Source organism: Paraburkholderia tropica, assembly GCF_900109265.1.
GTDB lineage: Bacteria > Pseudomonadota > Gammaproteobacteria > Burkholderiales > Burkholderiaceae > Paraburkholderia > Paraburkholderia tropica.
The window spans coordinates 415,567-432,894 of record NZ_FNZM01000003.1 but is presented as its reverse complement, the minus strand read 5'-3'; the positions used below and the strand labels follow the sequence as shown (position 1 = coordinate 432,894).

The following is a 17,328-nucleotide window of genomic DNA, read 5'->3' as shown; positions in this document are numbered from 1 at the left end:
AGATGAACGATTTCACCGTGGGCACCACCGTGCCCCAAAGCACCGGACAAAGCACCGACAGCCTGATCAACTCGCAGTTGCAGACCACGCAGCAACTCGAACAGGAGATCGAGCAACTCCTCATGGAGATCACGCAGGAAGAGAACTCCGGTTCGGATTCAGGCTCGGGCAGCGGCACGAACACGGGCACCAACACGGGGACGAACACCGGCACGACCACGCCCACCACGCAGACCACGCAGACCACGCCCACGACCGACAATCTCACGCAGATGGGCAGCGCGGCGCAGCAGCAAGGCGCGCAAACTGGCATGCAGAATTTCCAGAAGAGCGACCCGACCGACTTCAACGCGTTCATGAGCGCGCTGCAATCGGGCGACGGCAACAAGGCCACGCACATCCTCGCGGACGCCGTGCGTTCCGGCAAGCTCGATCAGAGCGACGCCGCCGCCATCGGCAGCGATCTGCAGCAGACCGCGAACGAAAACGGCGGCGGCAAGATCAACGGCAGCGCACGCGACGATCTCGCCAATGCACTCGGTCAGGACGTGCTCGCGAAGGGCGAAACGCGCGATCAATACGCCATGCAGCAGATGATGGGCCTCAAGGCATAGCGCCGTCGAACGCCCGCCTTCATGGATCTGGACGCCTCTTTTCGACGCCCGATGAAAGTACCTCGCTCCTCCCTTCCGTCTCGTGGTGATCGCGCGCTACTGTCGGCCTGCGCGCTTCTCGCCCTTCTCGCGATGAGCGGCTGTGCGACGTCTGCGCAACCGCCTACCGCGAACGATTCGTTGCCCGCCGATCTGCGCGCCTCCCCGAACGAAGTCCTCAAGGAAGTGCTCACGGCGAACGGCGACCAGACCTATGTCTGCCGCCGCACGCCGTCGGCGGTAGCGGGCGGCTCGCAGTTGCTGTGGGCCGAGCAAGGCTCCGAAGCCACGCTGGTCGCCGCCGACAAGCAAAGCGCAGGCACCGTCGTGCCCGGCCCGCACTTCATCGCCTACGACGGCAGCTATGTGATCGGCACGCCGCTCGCCGAACATCAGATCGGCGCGAACACGCTCACGTGGGTGCGCTACAAGGCGAAGTTCGACGCCGCGCGCCGTCCAGGCGAAGGACGTTTCGCCGATGTCACGTCGATCCAGCGCATCGATACCAAAGGCGGTCTGCCGCCTCAGCCCGATTGCACGGTCGAAGGCGTGCGTCTGCTGGTGCCGTATGCGGCGACGTATATGATCTATCGCGAGCAAAGCGCCGCACCGCTGACCACTTCATCGGCCACTTCAACGGCCACTTCAACGGCCAACCCGGTCGACTAGGCGGCGCGCGTGCAAACCGGCCTCTTTCTCACCATGCCCGCACCGCAACCGCAGGCGGCGGCCACGCTCTACGCGCGCGCCATCGACATGGCGGAAGCTGCCGATCAACTCGGCTTCTCGCACTTCTGGCTCGCGGAGCATCACTTCACGAACTACTCGGCCTCGTCGCGGCCCTTGCAACTGCTCGCACATATCGCGGCCCGCACGCGCCGTCTGCGTCTGGGGCCCGCGATCATCCCCGTGCCGCTGCATCATCCGCTGATCGTGGCCGAAGAACTCGCCACGCTCGACGTGCTCTCGCAAGGACGCGCCGAAATCGGTCTCGGCTACGGCTACCAGGCCTATCAGTACGAGCGCTTCGGCGTCCGTCGCGAGCGCACCGCCGGGCGCGATGAAGAAGCGATCGACGTGTTGCTGCGCGCTCTGCGCGAGCCCGTATTCGATTTCGACGGCGAGCACTTCGCGATTCCCCGCACGCAACTGGTTCCGCAGCCGCTGCAGCCACGCATGCCCGCGTGGCTCGTCGTCAATTCGAGCCGCCGCGAATCGGTCGCGCGAGCGCTAGCGCGGGGCGCCAATCTCTTCACCGGCGTGCTCGAACCAATCTCGCGCCTCACCGACATGCGCACGCACTATCCCGATCTGTTCGCGCCGTGGCCTGCGACGCGCGTCGGCACGCAGCGGCCCGTCTATGTCGCACAAAGCGAGGCCGAAGCGAGCGAGGCCATCGAGCACGCACGCTGGAACGGGCGCGCGACGCTGCGTTTGCGTCATGGCGAAGGCAACGTGATCGACGGCGTCGTGCCCGATGCCGCGTTTCCCGACGAACCGACGGAGCGCGTGTTGCGCGACGACTTTCTGGTGATTGGCACGGCCGACGAATGCATCCACCAGCTGCGCCGCATTCGCCGCGGGCTCGGCTGCGATTACTTCAGCGCGAGCTTCTGGTTCGGCGCACTGCAACACGCGCAAGTCATAACGTCGATCCGCCGTTTCGCCGCCGACGTGCTGCCCGTGCTAGTGGAAGATACGCAACGCGAGCGCGCGGCCGCGCAAACGGCGGCGGAGCGCGATGCGTGGAAGCCCGCGCTCGCGTGGTGACGCCAAGGTGACGCCAGGGTTGCGTCAATCGATCAAACGCGCTGGCCGGCGGCCTCGACAATCGCCATGAGACGTCGGCCCATCGCATCCAGTTTCGCGCGCTGCTGCTGCGCGTAGTGCCTTTGCTTCGCGCGCAAACGCTCGCGCACGCCGGCATGCTCCAGTGAATCGATTGCGTCGATGCAGCGTTGCAGCGCGTCGTCGGCATCGCAGTGCGCCAGCCAGCTTTCGCAATCGGCTTCGGCCAGCAAGCGGTCGATACGCGTATCCATCGAAAGCCCGAACACCGGCACGCCGTGCGATAGCGCGAGCACGCTCGCGTGATAACGCGTCGTCACTACGCACTGCGCGTGCGCGACGGCACTCGCAACCTCATCCAGCACGCGCTCGCCGCGCACCACGCACGCTGCGTCGAACGGCAGACGCGCCGCCAGATCGAGACACGCCGCGCGATCCACCTGCTCCATCCCCACGATCACCGGCGTATAGCCACGCGCGCGCAACGCGGTGGCGACCGCAGCAAACCGCGCGAGATACGCCTCGTAGGCACGCTCCCGTTCACCATCCCACGTATGAAAATGCAGCAAGCCGTATCGATGCGGCGAGGTCTCGCCACGCGCGTCGAGCGCACGGGCACGCTCAGCATCCGCGCGAACGGGCCACCAGAACGGATTGGTCGGACACAACGCAGCGACGCGCGCGGAAGGCGAGGCGTGCGGTCCAGGCGAGGCAGCTGGCGCGCGCCACGTCCACGCGGTATCCGCGCCCGCGATCGTCTCGACGCCCAGCTCGCGCAACTGCACGCGGGCCTGCGCGTTACGGCAGATCACGTGTCCGGCGCGCGCGGCATGATGCGCGACGAAACGTGTGAGCGGCTCGCTCATCGCACCGCTATCGACGCCATACGACACGGCGGGCAAACCATACGCGTGCGCCAGTGCGATGCCGCCAATCAGAATCCCCGACAACGAATCCGAGAACTTCGACGTATAGGTCGAACCCTCCACATTGACGACGAGATCCGCTTCACGGATCGCCGCGTCCAGCGCGTCCGGCACATAGGGCAAGGTGGGCGCGAGACGGGGCGTTTGCGCCAGCACCGCATGATCGAACACATCGCCGAGCGCGAACAGCGTGAGCACAGGTTCGCGCGGCGCGAAGATCCGCCGCAACTGTGCGATCGTTTCGATGGTGCGCAAGTCCGCGCCGGTATTGCCCGCGCCGTGATAACCGAGCAACAGCACGCGCGGCCTGGCGGCGTTTGCAGCGGCACACGCGCGATCTGAACCAAGATAGCGCGCCGCGTCGATGCGCGCCTGCATGTCGTCGAGAAAGACCGTGTCGGGCGCGGCAGCGCTCGCGTAGCGATGCAACGCGCGATACGAATTGCGAACGGGGTCGTCGAATTGCGGCCAATCCATCATGCGCCTCCCACTGCACGAACCAGTTGCTGCATCTGCGCCGCGCCCGAATGGGCGTCGACGGCCAGCTCCACGAGCGTCACGCCCGCGTGCATGCGCGCGGCGTTCAACGCGGCGTCGAGCGCGTCCCGATTATCGACACGCCGATACGCGAGTCCAAAACCCTGCGCCAGCGCCGCGAATCGCAGCGCGTACGGATTGCGGATCGCGCGGCGAAAACCCGGCTCGCGCGCGACGGGCAGAAAATCGAAAATCGCCCCGCCGCCGTTATCGACGATACAGATACACCCTGGCGACTCAATGCGCTGCGCCAGAGCCAGCGCGCCAAGATCGTGAACGAAGGCCTGATCGCCAATAACTAGCAGACCCGCGTCGCGGCGCGCCAGCGCTTCGCCGAGAAACGTCGCAATCGTGCCGTCGATCCCGCTCACGCCACGATTCGTGTAGAACACCTGATTATTGTTTCGGACGTCGCAACCGATATCGGCGTGACGCACCGCCATCGAATTGCCCACGTGGACGAAGTCAAAACCCGGCGCATCGAGCACGCGATGCACGGCCGCGACTTCGCCCCACGCGAGCGAACGCACGCACGCGCGCCGCTCACGCGCCGAATATGCCGCCACGCTCGCCCAACGCTCGCGCCAGCGCCACGCGACGGCCTGGCCGGTGCGCGTCGTGGCCTGCGCCGCGTTCGACAACGCGCACGCGAGCGCTTCGAGCGTAGCGCGATTCGGCGCAACCAGCACGTCTCGCGGATCAAGACCCGGGTGCAGGTAATCGCAGGCAATGCGCGACGGCGCGACACGCAGCGTGGGCGCGTCGCCATGTTGCTCGAACCACGCATGCAACGCGGGAAGCACGGGCGCAAGGCCGAAGCGAATCACCAGATCGGGACGCGCATCGGCAAGACGCGCCGTGCCGAACACGTCGAAAGCGTTGACGATCAGCGCGCCGGGTTCGCCGCGCGCTGCCGCTTCAGGACTCAATGCGCCGGGTTGAGCGCGCAAACCACTCGCGGCATCGGCGACGACGGGAAAACCCGTCACGCTGGCAAGCGCGAGAATCGCGTCGAGCGGCACGGCGGGCTCCGCACCCACGACGATCAGGCCCGCCATTCCAGCGACTCCAGCAGGCGATTGCGAAGCATGGCGCTTGCGCGCTCGCGCCAACACGCGCGCTACGGCTGATTCGATTTCATGCGCGCCGTTATCGGCATCTTGTGCGAAGCCGCTGTCGTGCCACGGTTGCATGGCCACCGCCCACGTCTGCGTAGAAACGCCCGACACTTCCATCGCATCGTAGACGCCTGCGAGCGGCACGTTCAGATGCACGGGCCCACGCGTGCGGCGGTGCGGCGACGGCAACGCATCGGCGCGTGGCGTGTCGGTCGCATCATCGCCCTGCCCAAGCATCGCGCGCAACACCTGCGCCACGTTCGCGCGCATCGCGTGCACGGCTTCGGGCGTATCGCGCGGATCGTCGAGGTCGACCTGCGCGCGCACGAACGCGCGCGTCGCGCCGCAATGATCGGCCATCTGCCCGAACGATGCGCCACGCAAGCTACGCGGACGATCACAGGTGATCGCCACGAGCGCAATATCGCAGGCCTCGGCTTCGATCAGCGCGGGCAGTGCATTCGCAATTGCGGACCCCGACGTCGTCACCAGCGCAACGGGTTCGCCGCTCGCTTTCGCGAGACCCAGCGCGACGAACGCACCGCTGCGCTCATCGCTGCTCACCATCTCCACCGCGATGCGCGCGTGACGGTCGAGCGCGAGGCACATCGCGCTCGCGCGGCCGCCAGGGCACAGCACTGCGCGGCGCACGCCCGCCGCCTCCAGCGCGGCCACAATCGCGTCGACCCACGCGGCGTTGAGCGAGGGCTCGGGCGCGTGCTGCGTTTCAGGCACACTCGCCATCACGCCACCTCGAACGACGATCGGATCGCGATCGTGCGCGCACCGTCGTGGTGGTTCGCGTCGCGCGGATCGTGTCCCGCGCGCTCGGCCACGATCATCGACTCCATGACGCGGCGCGCGCGTATCGCGCCGCGATCGATCGGCAGCAAGGCGGGTTGCGCGGCCCAGAAATCCGCCTCGCCAATGCATGCCTGCTGCGCTTCGAGCATCGGCAAGTCCTCCAGTTCGAAGGGCTTCATCAAGCCCTCCACCGCATAGCGCACGAGCGCGCGGCCCTCGTCGCCCATCGCTTTCGGCAAACCGAACGCGAAGAAATAGTGCGTCGTACAGGCCGTTTCCGGCGTGAGCCAATGCGCCGATGGCGCGATGCGTCCGGCCTCGCGCGGCTGGCCCGCGCCGGTCACGCCCACCACGATCGTGAGCAGACCCGGCGGCGTCCATTTGACGTCCATCCAGCGATCCACGCAGGTCCCCGCCGCAATGCCGAATCCGTCCGCCACGAAGGGCTGCAGGATCTCCCCGAACACCGCGCGGCGCACCCACACGGTCTCGCCGAAACTGCCCGACTGCACGTCGCCGCTAGCGATCGCCTCGCTGCCCAGCGTATCGGGATGCAGAAACTGGAAATGGCTGAGGTCGAGCAGATTGTCGGCGCTGAGCTGATAATGCGCGCGCGTTTTCAGGTAGCCATGATGCGTGTGGTTCTGCGCGGGATCGACGAAATCGAACGCGGGCAGCAACGCGATATCGGCGCGCGCGGCTTCGCCAGGCCAGAACCAGACTGCGCCAAAGCGCTCCACGACCGGATACGCGCGGACGTGTGCCTGCGCGGGCACGCGGCCGTCGCCGTGCGGATTGTGCACGCAGCGCCCCGCGCCGTCGAAACGCAGACCGTGGTACGGACATTCGAGCACGCCGCCGACCACGCGTCCGCGCGACAGCGGCGCGAAGCGATGCGCGCAACGGTCGTCGAGCGCATGCGCCGCGCCCTCGCTATCGCGATACAACACAACGGGACGATCGAGCAGCGTGCGCGCCAGCGGCGTCGCTCCGTTCAATTCATCGCTGAATGCGGCCACATACCAGGCGTTTAATAGAAACGACATCAAAGCTCCCATCCACGGTCTATTGCAGGTCTTTGCGCGACATGGCGCAAAGCACAAAAAAAGCTTTAAAGGCCGCAGCCGGTCATTCAAACCGGCTTGCATCGCGGCTGAACGGCTTTTGCGAGGCGATGGCGCGACGTGCACGCGGCTTTTTGCCGATCGAGTGTAAAGCGCGTTTTTCGCAGCCAGTTTCAATAAAGCTCATTCGGGTGCGAAGCGGCCCCACGCGATGCGTAGACGCAACCCTCAAAAAGTCTGAACTTCCCTTTCCGATCTGAAAGATTCCGCTAAGCCTTATCCATCAATCCTTTATGCGCATCGCCCGTCAGGATTACCGCTCCATTCACGCAAAGGCGCAATAAATACCGACTTGTTCGATGAAAAGGATTTCATGTGCCGGCCCAAGCAATTAGCCACTTTCGCCAGGCAAACGTTTGATTGCCGTCCTGGACGGGGTTTTATTCCTCATCCGACGAGAAATTTCTGCGAAACAATTCCTTACAACCCTGATTTATGAACAACCGTAGTTTTCGCCATACGCGGTTCAAAGCCGCATCCATGAAATAACAAATGCGGCGCTTGAAGCCTCGCTATTGGAGAGCAAGTTGAAATTCGCTGTTTTGACTAACGACCGAAGGCTGTTCAATCTGATCTGCCTGTGCTTTCTCGACGAATTGATCGAATGCAGCTGCTTCAGCGACGACGTCGCGCTCACGCGCGCCATCTATCGCGAGGACTATCAGGCGATCATCGTGGATGCCGCCACCGGGGTCGATCCGAACCGCGCCGTGTTCGCGCGGCGGGCCTGCTACGACGATCGACGCGCCCCGCTGATCGTGGTCGGCGCGTTCGACGGGCGCGCGGACATCGAACAGGCCTTCGATGCGGGCGCCGACGACGTGGTGCGCTCGCCCATCGACCGCAGCGAACTGGCCGTGCGCACGCATCTCGCGCGCCGCCGTTTCGAAGCGGCTTCCAGCGCGCGCGCCGACGGCGAGATTCGCTTCGGACCGTACCGGCTCGACCGGCGCGCGGGCACCGTGCAACTCAACGGCCGCCCGATTCGCCTGACCGTGCGCGAATTCGCGATCGCGTGGCTGCTGTTCTCGCGCACCGGCGAATACGTGAGCCGCCGTACCATTGCGGGCGCGATCTGGAGCAGCACGGAAGACATCGTCGGGCGCACGCTCGAACAACACATTTACAAGCTGCGCAAAAAGCTCGAACTCAATGGCGAGGCCGGCGTGCAGTTGCGCACGATGTACGCGCACGGCTATCGCATCGAGATGGGCGACGAGCAGGAGGACTGCGTGCCCGCCGACGCGAAGCAGACGACGCCCACGCCGCCCGCGCCCGCCCTCTCTCTCACCTTGCCCGAGCACGACAACGCGCCCGTCGCGCGCCCGACGCGCGTGCTCGACGTCCATCACAGCAGCAGCGAAGCGGCCCGCCAGGCGCAACCGTGGGCCGTGGAAGCCACCGACTGCGCGCCGGGCTATCAGGCCAGTTTCAACGCCGATTTCACGGCAGGCTACAGTGCCACGCGCACGCCCGATTGCGTCATGCCATACAGCGGCACAGCGCGGACCGATAACCTCGCCGCCCACGCCGCGAACGAGCGCGAAGCGAACTGCGCGCCCGCGTTGCCGCCGCGCGCGGCACGGCTCGCCAATACACGGCGACGCAATTGAGCGAACTCGGCGCGCCATGCCTCAGAGATCCAGCACGCGCGGCGTGAGCAGGAACACGCGCTCCATGTGCGAATGCGTGTCGCTGTTGTTGCGGAACAGCGCACCGATGATCGGAATCTTCGACAGCCCCGGCACGCTCGTCACGCCGTTCGAGAGGTTGTCGGTGCTGTAGCCCGCGATCAGCAGACTCTCGCCCTGCCCGACCACGGCCTGCGTATTGATCTCGCTGCTCGTGATGACGGGAATGCTGTCGACCTGCTGCCCGGTAAGCTGACCGTCCTCGATATGGACGTTCATCTTGATGCGCACCTGGCCGTTCTCGTCCACGACCATCGGCAGCACGCGCAGCGAAACGCCCGTGGAAATGCTGTAAAGATCCGCCGACGTATAACCCGACACGCGCACGAAGAAGCGCGTCTTGTTGTCCATCACGGCTTCGACGTTGTCGAGCGTGGCGACCTTCGGCGTCGCGTCGATTTTCGCCTTCGAGTCCTCCGCCGACGCATTGATGCGCGCGAGCAGATACCGCCCCGCATCGCCGAGCACTGCGGTCAGCGACGCGCCCACGGGCGTCGCCTGCACGACGGTCGTGCCGTCTGCGAGCGTGGTCGTGCCGAAGTTCGGATTGATATTGCCGTCATAGCCGTTCTGCTGATAGGTGCCCGTGCCGGTCTGGAAATCCAGATGGCTGTTGTGCGCGCGCCAGTCGATGCCGATCTGTTGCAGCAGGTTGTCGTCGATCTCGACGATATGCGCCTCGATCTCGATCAGCTTGGGCCGCGTATCGAGTTGCCCGATCAGCGACGCGTACTGGTCGATGCGCTGCGGCAGATCGCGAATCAGCACAGTGTTGGTGGTCGGATCGGGTTGAATCACGGGCAAGGTCAGATCGCCGCCGCTCGGCGATGTCCCTTGTCCGCTGCTGCCTGGCGCATTGGCGTAGCCCACGTTGCCCGCTGCGCCCTGGCCCGGCGCAGGCGTGCCGCTGATGAGACCGCCGAGACTCGCATCCGCGCCTTGTGGCATGTTCTGCGGCAAGGGCGGATTGAGCGAGCCGCCGCCCGACGTGCCGCCGCCCACATCGGCCATTTGCGGCACGCGCTGCATGTTCGGCGACATCGCATTCTGCGAGCCGTTCGCGCCGCCGCCTTCCTTCTGCTTCGCGTGATACATGTTCGAGAGCACCGTGGCCACGCCGGGCACCGTGATAGTGTTGCCGTCGATCTGCACCTTGTGATCGGCGGCCCACGCATTTTTGAGCTTGAATACGCGGATCACCGAACCGGTGCGCCGTCCCGCACTATCGTCCAGACGTCGCGCCACTTCGGCCACCATCTGCACATATTGCGGCGGCCCGTTCACGATCGCCGTGTCGCCGGCTTCGTCGTAGACGACGGGAAAGCGCCGGTCCTCGATGCCGAGCGACTGCAGCGCGCCACGCAAATCGCCCGGCGCGGCGTGATCGAGTTTGATGACCTGATGCGTGACATCGTTTGCATTACTGATCGACAGTACGCTGCCGTCGTAGAACCACACAAAGCCGAACGTCGAAGCGAGCGTGTCGAGAAAGCGTTGCGGCGACATATCGAAGCGGCCCGTCACGGTGCCCGCGACGTTGTTGGCAATCGACGCCGCCACGCCCTGGCTCGCGGTGAAGTCGCGCAGCACGTCCTTGAGGTCCTTGCCTTCGACGGCGACATGGACCGTCGAACTGCGCCAGCGCACCGGCGCGGCGCTGGCCGTGTCGAATGGCGCGAGCGCCAGCGTCGCCGCGAGCCACGCGGCGCAAAACAGCGTTTTCGATTTCATGGAGTCGATCGTGATAATTGAACGAAGGTGCAAGCGAAGATGCGGATAAAACCGGCGGCGTCAGCGTTCGAGCGTTTCCGAAGGCGCTTCGTGAAACTGCTTGCGATAGCCGTTGACGAGCGTCGAGCGGTTCTGCACGCCCCATTTGTTCGCGGCCACCAGCACGCCGCGATCGGCGGCATACGCGCGCTCGGTCAGCTCGGCGCGAATGCGCTCCATACGTTGACGGCGGATCAGCTCGCTCGGCGAAAGACCGAGAAAATTCTTGAAGGCGCTTTGCAGCGCGCGTTCGGTCACGCCAATTTCCGCGGCGATCTCGCGCACCGAAAGGTCGGGCCGGTCCAGGTTGTCGAGCACATACGAATACGCGCGCCGATAACGCGCGGGCAAGCGCGCACCCACATCGTCGAGTTGCGGACCGGGCTTCGACATGCGGCTCGCGAGCGGCATTTGCAGACTCGCATCCTCGCGCAGACACTGCATCGCCACCAGCGCGTAACGGCTGTACAAGGTCAGCGACTCCTGCGCGCGACCCTGCGCCTGACGCGTTTTGGCCGCGCAATACAGGTATTCGATGTGACGATGGCCAATCGCGCCCGCACGCACGAGCGGATGCAGCGGCTCCAGCATCGCGTGCGCGTAATGCGGCTGCGCGCCCGCGAGCGCAGCCAGCGCAATCTCCAGCCTCAAGGTGCGCTGATAATCACCGACGCCCTGCTCGCGCGCCCAGTTCAAATGATGCTGCAGGCCGCCAATCGCATTGCGGTCGGCCAGCGCGGCCAGTTGCAAATGACGCAGATACTCGATGCGCGCGCGCAAAAGCGGCACCCGCACGGCACGCAAGACATCTTCCTGCGTGCGCGCCGTCACGCCCGCCGCACCCGATTGCCAATAAACGTGATCGCTCAATTCACTCGCGCAGCGCAGGGCCGTCTGCACTTCCAGATCGAAGCGCACCGTGGTGGCGAGATCGTGCCAATGGCCGTGCGGATCGTCGATATCTTCATCAAGACGATGGACGAACTCGTCGAGCGCCTGCAAGGCCTCGCCGGTTCGCCCCAACTCATGCAGCGCGCAGACGATGCCGAAGCGCGCCTCCGCCGCGCGCGCCGGCTCGATGCCGGGTTCGTCGACCACGCGCGCGAAACACGAAAGCGCGGTGCCGATCCGATGCCGGAACAGCGCCTGCCACGCCGCATTGCGGCACGACGAGGCGCGTATGTCACGCTTCGAACTCCGAATCAGTTTTAGCGAGCGCCGATAGGCTTCCTCGGCTTCCACTTCCACGCCCAACAGCAGTTGCAGATCCGCGTGCAACTGAAGGCCATGCAACGCCTGTTCGCCCATGCCGGCCGCATTCGTTTCGTCGATCCAGCGGCTTGTCAGATGCGAAGCGGCCAGCAGCTTGCCCTCGCGCAGCGCGAAGCCGAAACGTTCGGCCTGATTTCCCGACACGACCGGCTCCGGCGTGGCGAGTGAAGAAACCAGCGGGAAATACAGCATCGAAAACATAATCGACTCCTTGGTTGCACGGCACGCTGGCTGACACGGCGTGCATGAACTCAATGTACCGGAGCGATTTAGTCAGAACTTCAATTAATCTGATTTTCAGGTTCTATTTGAGAACTGTTGAGATTCGAAGCGGGATTTGTTGAGGATGCGCCCGAAGCGGGCGCGGCCTTTCGATTCACCGTTTTCCCGCTTTCCGCGTCGCCATTTGTCATCGTGCGCAAATCCTCGGCGAATCCGCGCAAGGTAATCTGCTCTTTCACCTGATCGACGAAAATGCCCGCAAAAAGCGCGAGCATCAGCACGGTGACGGCGCCCTTCACGGGCTGGCTCAACGTCATGAGATCGAGCTTCGACGCCGATTTCGCCGCAAAGCCAAAGGCAAAATCGATCAGCAGCAAAATGAACATCATCGGCGCGGCGAGCTTCGCGATCGTCTGCATCAGCGTATCGGTCTGGTGCAGCACGAACGATTCGAGAATATTGCCTGCCACCGGCGTCGACGACGTCAACGGCCACCAGTGATACGACTCATACAGCGTGCCGAGCAAAAACGTCATGCCGCCCAGCGCCCAGAACGACACCGATGCAATCTGCGCGAGCAGCGTGGCCGTGGGCGTCGATTGCTCCTGGCGCATCGGATTCGTAATCTGCACGTTGTTATAGCCGGTCAGATCGTCGATATAGGTGCCCGCGCCTTCGGCCACCCAGAACACGATCGACGCCGCGTAGCCGAGCACCACGCCGATCATCGCCTCGCGCAAGCCGATTTCGAACAGCTTCACGCCATGCAGTTCCTGAATGAACGAGACAGGCTGCCCATACGCCACCCACGAACTGAACAGCACGACCACGGCGTTGCGCACGACGCCCTGCATCACGCCGTCCGCGGTGGGCGGAAACATGAACATGATGATGAAAAGCCGCAGCGAACACACGCCCAGCAACGTGATATAGCCGACGATCAGCGTGCCGAGTTGCGGCAGCGCGGAAACAATATCGTTCATGCGGCCACGCCCCGCTCGCGAAAGCGCCGCGCGAGTGCGGCTTCCTCGGCCTCTTCGTCGGCGGCGTCGCTGGCCGCTTCGTCCTGCTTGCGGCGAATCTGCGTGATGCGCTCTCCACACAGGTCGATGCGGCCCAGGTTCTGCTCGATCTCGCGGCGCGTTTGCGTCATCGCGTCTTCGCTCTCACGCACCCGTTCTTGCGCTTGCGCGAGCGCGGCGTCGAGCACGCGCAGCTTGTCGGCGACCACGTCGATATAGCGGCGGCACGCGGTCAGCGCGTCGGGCGCGAACGCTTGCGCGCCCGTCATCATCGATTCGATGCGGTGTTCGTAGAAGCGCAACACCTCGGCTTCGCGCGCGACTTCCTGCGCCTTCGCCTCGCGCGCGCGTTCGCGTTCGGCCAGCGCGTTGCGATGCGCGGCGAGCGTTGCGCGCAAGGTGTCGTCCAGACGGCGGCGGCGTGCGAGCGAACGCTCCAGCGCCATCACGCGGCGGCCCGCGCCGCTTCTCGTGCTGCTACTCGTGCCGCTTCTCGTGCCGACGCTTGTCTTTGCGTTCATGCTTGCGCTCATCCGCCGGCCTCCGCGAGCGCATAGAGCTGCGCTTCGGTGTCGCCCGGCGGCGCGTATTCGTCGGTGCGCTGCGAGAGAAACGCCTTGATCGCAGGCGCTTTCGCGATGGCTTCGTCGGCGAGCGCATTGCCGCCCGGTTGATATTCGCCGATCTGCAACAGCATCTCCACCTCGCGATGCTGCGCCATCAATTCGCGGATGCGCGCCGATGCGCCCACGAACGAACCGGGCACCACTTGCGGCATCACGCGCGACAGACTCGCGAGCACGTCGATGGCGGGATACTGATTCTTCGCCGCAATCTCGCGCGAGAGAATCATGTGGCCGTCGAGAATGCCGCGCACTTCTTCGGCAATCGGATCGCTACCGCTTTCGTCTTCGGCGAGCACAGTGTAGAGCGCGGTGATCGAGCCCGTCGCGCCCATGCCCGCGCGTTCGAGCAGACGCGGCAGCTCCGCGAAGATCGACGGCGGAAAGCCGCGCCGCGCAGGCGGTTCGCCCGCCGCGAGTCCGATCTCGCGTCCGGCACGCGCGAAACGCGTGAGCGAATCCATCATCAGCAGCACGCGCTGGCCGCGGTCGCGAAAGTATTCGGCGATCGCGGTCGCCACATAGGCCGCTTTGGCGCGCTCCATCGACGAACGGTCCGACGTCGCGCACACGACCACCGAACGCGCCATGCCTTCGGGGCCGAGAATCAGTTCGACGAATTCGCGCACTTCGCGCCCGCGCTCGCCGATCAGCGCGATCACATTCACGTCGCACGACGCGCCGCGCGCGAACATGCCGAGCAGCGTGCTCTTGCCGACGCCGGCGGGCGCGAAGATGCCCATGCGCTGACCTTCGGCGAGCGTCATCATCGCGTCGACCACGCGCACGCCGGTGGGCAGCGGCGCGTCGATCATGCGGCGGCTCATGGGGTCGGGCGGCGACGCGAAGATCGGCCGCATTTCATCGGATTCGATGGGCGGACCGCCGTCCACGGGCTCGCCGAGACTGTCGATCACGCGCCCGAGCAGCATGTCGCCGACCTTCACGGCGAGCGGCCGCGCGAGCCCGATCACGCGCGTCGAGCGCGAGATGTGTTCGAGTCGCGCGAATGGCGAGAGCAGCGCCACGTCGCGCGTGAAGCCGATCACTTCCGCGTGCTGCAGCAGCTCGCCATTGGGCGCACGCAACTCGCACAGTTCGCCGAGCGAGAGGTCGAGGCCGCCGACCTTGATGAGCGTGCCAATCACTTCAAGCACCTTGCCCGTGCGCGCCACGGCGGGCGCGGCGAGAATCTCGCGCTCGATGTCGTCGGTCAGGCGTTCGAGGTCCACGCTGTGTGCCGTCCACGACGCGCTCATATGGCCTCCGTCGCGGACGCTTCGCCTGCGCTTGCGTTATCGAACGCGTCAGGTGCATCTTGCGCCTCGGCCGACGTATGCGCCGAGCGCTTGAGCGCGCGCGACACCGCGCTGCGCATCGCGCGCAACTGCATGTCGAGGCTTGCGTCGACGGTGCCGAAGTCGGTTTCGCAGACGCAACTGCCGGGGTCGAGCTGCTTGTCCGCAATCACCGACATCGGGATCGCCTGGCCCAGATCGCGCCAACGCGCAGCGAGCCGGTCGAAGGCCGCTTTCGCGCCGTCGAAATCGCCGGGACAGACGGCCACGCGCAGATACGTCGCGCCGTCGACGATACGATCGACGGTCGCGAGCGCGCGCTCGAACAGCGCTTCGTGCGACTCCACGCGCACGATCTGCTCGACCGCCGTGGCGACGATATTCGCGAGGCGTTCGCGCATGCTCGACTGCAACCGGTTCTGCGCGTCGGCGGCTTGTGCGAGGCGCTCCATCCAGTCCGCGAGCGCGCGCTCGCAGCCATCGCGATAGCCCTGCTCGCTCGCCTCGGCATAGTCGCGCTGCGCGTTCGCGACGATGTCGGCCGCTTCGTCCCGCGCGTGGTCGATCAGCGTTTGCGCCTGCGCGCGCGCCTCGTCGAGCAACGCGGCGCGTTCCTCGACGAGCGCGGCGCGCGCGGCGTCGAGCGAGAGCAGTTCGCCGAAGGTGTCGCGGCGCACGATGTCCGACGCCGCGCCGAGGCGCAGCGCAAGGTCGTTCGTCGTGCCGCCTGCGAGCGACGCGCCGGGTTCGAACACCGCGTCGCGCGCGCGCTTCAGCCAGATAGCCATGAGTACTCCGGTAACAGATCGGGAAGCCGCGCGAACAGACGCGCGCTGCCGGGCGCGTCGATGTCGGCGGGCGTCTGCGCGAGCCACGGCACCGGCGGCAACGCGCGCGGCAGCGCGAGACGCAGCAGCGTGAACGGCACGCAACGCGTCGGCGACACGGATGACGCGAGATCGCGCAACAGCAGCGCGCAGCCTTCGATCGCGAGCCTCGCCGCATCCAGCGCCGCGAGCGGCGGCATGCCCGCGCGCGCGATCAGTCGCGCGGTGTCGGGCGGCTCGCCCGCATGCGCGTCCTGCGTCAGACGATCGACGCTCACGCCCACCCAATCGGAAAGCTGCTGACGCGTGCGCTTGTCGATCAACCGGCGCACTTCCGCGCGGCGAAACAGCAGCGCGCGCATACGCAGCACCTGCACGCCGCGCTCGGCGGGCAGCGCGTCGAGCCAAGCCGCATTGGCGTGCGCACCGGCTTGGGCCGCGCCTTGCGTCAGGTCGGCAAAATCCGGCGGCACCACGCCCGCGGCACGCACCAGCGCGCGCGAACACGCCACGCGCGCCGCGATGCTGGCCGCCTGCATCGCCACGCGCACGTGTTCGAGTTGGTCCGCGTCGAGCTTGAGCAGCGCGGCGGTCCACGACGGATCGGCCCAGTCGATGGTCGTATCGACGTTGCGCTGCCAGGCGTTCAGCACCGTCGCCGCGCGCCGGAACGGCAGCGTCTGCGCGGCTGCGCCGGGCCGCTCGCGCGCGAGATCACGCACCGCGCGCCTGGCCCGGCTTGCGCACGCGGGCGAGCAGATTCCGCACGATGGCGCCCGGTTGCGTCGAGCTTGCACCACCGGTTTCGGCGGCCGCATCGCCATGAGCTTCGCCGCGCGTCTGCGCGCCGGTCAGCATGCGCCGCGCGAGCATCAGCAACAGGCCGGCGACGACGATCGCCACGCCCGCGAGCGCTCCCGGCAGCCAGCCCGGCATGCCCGAAGGCGACGCGGATTCGATCTGCACCGGATCGGCGGGGACCGCCGTCACGCTCACCTGGTCATACGTGAGCCCTTCGACGCTGTGCATCACGAGCGTCTTGATCTGCGGCACGAGCGCGCTGACATCGGAGTCGCGCCGATACTTGATGAACACCGCCGCCGACGACGGCTTGATCGTCTGTGCGAGCGGATCGTTGTTCGGCAGCACGATCTGCACGCGCGCGTCGATCACGCCGTCGATCTTCGAGAGCGTGGAGGACAGTTCCTGCGACATGCCGTAGATGAAGCGCACGCGCTCCTCGGTCGGCGTGGAAACGAGACCGTCCTTCTTGAAGAGATCGCCGAGATCGTCATAGCGCTTGTGCGGCAGGCCGCGCGCGCGCAGCACTTCCATCGCGCGCGCGAGCTGGCCGTCGTCGACGTCGAGCGACCAGGTCTTGCCGCCGTCGTTGCTGTCCTTGTGCGCATCGACGCCGCGTTCGAGCAGCGCCACGAGCATCTCGTTGACGTCCTGCTCGGACAGATTGCCGTACAGCTCCTTCTTGCAGCCCGCGAGCAGCGCGCACAGCGCGAACGCGCTCGCGAGCGCCGCTCGCCGGAGGCGCCGCGCATGGAGATTCGAGGTCACAGGGACTCCGTGAGGAGGGCCGCAAACGGCGGCGGATTGCGGCATGAAACGGGGTTTAACGCGGCGATCGGCGAGTAGCCAGCG

The 17,328-nt window shown here is 65.9% G+C and carries 15 protein-coding genes; 4 read left to right on the top strand and 11 right to left on the bottom strand.

From position 1 onward, the window contains the following. The first annotated feature begins 2 nt into the window (after nucleotides 1–2). From BMY06_RS06445 to BMY06_RS06435, 3 genes are all read left to right on the top strand, one after another. Nucleotides 3–614 (top strand): hypothetical protein, encoded by a 612-nt coding sequence (locus tag BMY06_RS06445; RefSeq protein WP_074982103.1) that lies wholly within the window; start codon nucleotides 3–5, stop codon nucleotides 612–614. A gap of 180 nt (nucleotides 615–794) precedes the next feature. After that, on the top strand, nucleotides 795–1,322 hold the full coding sequence (locus BMY06_RS06440; protein WP_161495604.1) for a DUF3455 domain-containing protein: 528 nt from the start codon (nucleotides 795–797) through the stop codon (nucleotides 1,320–1,322). 9 nt (nucleotides 1,323–1,331) lie between these two features. Further along, nucleotides 1,332–2,423: an LLM class flavin-dependent oxidoreductase gene (locus BMY06_RS06435; RefSeq protein WP_074982101.1), complete on the top strand. Its 1,092-nt coding sequence runs from the start codon at nucleotides 1,332–1,334 to the stop codon at nucleotides 2,421–2,423. A 32-nt stretch (nucleotides 2,424–2,455) separates the two neighbouring features. Here the strand turns inward: BMY06_RS06435 and BMY06_RS06430 are convergent, their stop codons facing one another. Genes BMY06_RS06430 through BMY06_RS06420 form a run of 3 tightly spaced genes read right to left on the bottom strand, consistent with a single transcriptional unit; the run spans nucleotide 2,456 to nucleotide 6,872 of the window. Beyond that, nucleotides 2,456–3,847 carry a polysaccharide pyruvyl transferase family protein gene (locus BMY06_RS06430; RefSeq protein ID WP_080180803.1) on the bottom strand — a complete coding sequence of 464 codons (1,392 nt, stop codon included), beginning with the start codon at nucleotides 3,845–3,847 and terminating at the stop codon, nucleotides 2,456–2,458. Further along, complete coding sequence (gene menD, locus BMY06_RS06425) at nucleotides 3,844–5,766, bottom strand: 2-succinyl-5-enolpyruvyl-6-hydroxy-3-cyclohexene-1-carboxylic-acid synthase (protein ID WP_074982099.1); 1,923 nt, start codon at nucleotides 5,764–5,766, stop codon at nucleotides 3,844–3,846. The genes BMY06_RS06430 and menD overlap by 4 nt, the downstream gene beginning before the upstream one ends. Continuing rightward, nucleotides 5,766–6,872: an aromatic ring-hydroxylating oxygenase subunit alpha gene (locus BMY06_RS06420; protein WP_080180801.1), complete on the bottom strand. Its 1,107-nt coding sequence runs from the start codon at nucleotides 6,870–6,872 to the stop codon at nucleotides 5,766–5,768. The genes menD and BMY06_RS06420 overlap by 1 nt, the downstream gene beginning before the upstream one ends. 605 nt (nucleotides 6,873–7,477) lie before the next feature. On the opposite strand from BMY06_RS06420, the gene BMY06_RS06415 reads away from it, so the two are divergent. Beyond that, a complete protein-coding gene (locus BMY06_RS06415; protein ID WP_080180851.1) occupies nucleotides 7,478–8,563 on the top strand; it encodes a response regulator transcription factor in 1,086 nt (361 codons plus the stop codon). Nucleotides 8,564–8,584: 21 nt separating this feature from the next. Here BMY06_RS06415 and sctC read toward each other — a convergent pair whose 3' ends face one another. The 8 genes from sctC to sctJ form a co-directional block, all read right to left on the bottom strand. Then, complete coding sequence (gene sctC, locus BMY06_RS06410; RefSeq protein WP_074982095.1) at nucleotides 8,585–10,372, bottom strand: type III secretion system outer membrane ring subunit SctC; 1,788 nt, start codon at nucleotides 10,370–10,372, stop codon at nucleotides 8,585–8,587. A 60-nt stretch (nucleotides 10,373–10,432) separates the two neighbouring features. Next, nucleotides 10,433–11,884, bottom strand: a complete 1,452-nt coding sequence (locus BMY06_RS06405) for a helix-turn-helix transcriptional regulator (RefSeq protein ID WP_065060775.1) — start codon at nucleotides 11,882–11,884, stop codon at nucleotides 10,433–10,435. Nucleotides 11,885–11,964: 80 nt separating this feature from the next. Further along, complete coding sequence (gene sctT, locus BMY06_RS06400) at nucleotides 11,965–12,888, bottom strand: type III secretion system export apparatus subunit SctT (protein ID WP_080180800.1); 924 nt, start codon at nucleotides 12,886–12,888, stop codon at nucleotides 11,965–11,967. Next, on the bottom strand, nucleotides 12,885–13,448 hold the full coding sequence (locus tag BMY06_RS06395) for a type III secretion protein SctO (protein ID WP_161495603.1): 564 nt from the start codon (nucleotides 13,446–13,448) through the stop codon (nucleotides 12,885–12,887). Before BMY06_RS06395 ends, sctT begins: the two co-directional genes overlap by 4 nt. 8 nt (nucleotides 13,449–13,456) lie before the next feature. Further along, nucleotides 13,457–14,809: a type III secretion system ATPase SctN gene (gene sctN, locus BMY06_RS06390; protein ID WP_074982093.1), complete on the bottom strand. Its 1,353-nt coding sequence runs from the start codon at nucleotides 14,807–14,809 to the stop codon at nucleotides 13,457–13,459. Beyond that, nucleotides 14,806–15,636 (bottom strand): type III secretion system stator protein SctL, encoded by an 831-nt coding sequence (gene sctL, locus BMY06_RS06385; RefSeq protein WP_065060778.1) that lies wholly within the window; start codon nucleotides 15,634–15,636, stop codon nucleotides 14,806–14,808. The genes sctN and sctL overlap by 4 nt, the downstream gene beginning before the upstream one ends. Further along, nucleotides 15,621–16,397 (bottom strand): type III secretion protein HrpB4, encoded by a 777-nt coding sequence (locus BMY06_RS06380; protein ID WP_074982092.1) that lies wholly within the window; start codon nucleotides 16,395–16,397, stop codon nucleotides 15,621–15,623. The genes sctL and BMY06_RS06380 overlap by 16 nt, the downstream gene beginning before the upstream one ends. Further along, complete coding sequence (gene sctJ, locus BMY06_RS06375) at nucleotides 16,390–17,289, bottom strand: type III secretion system inner membrane ring lipoprotein SctJ (protein ID WP_080180849.1); 900 nt, start codon at nucleotides 17,287–17,289, stop codon at nucleotides 16,390–16,392. The genes BMY06_RS06380 and sctJ overlap by 8 nt, the downstream gene beginning before the upstream one ends. Nucleotides 17,290–17,328: the final 39 nt, after the last annotated feature.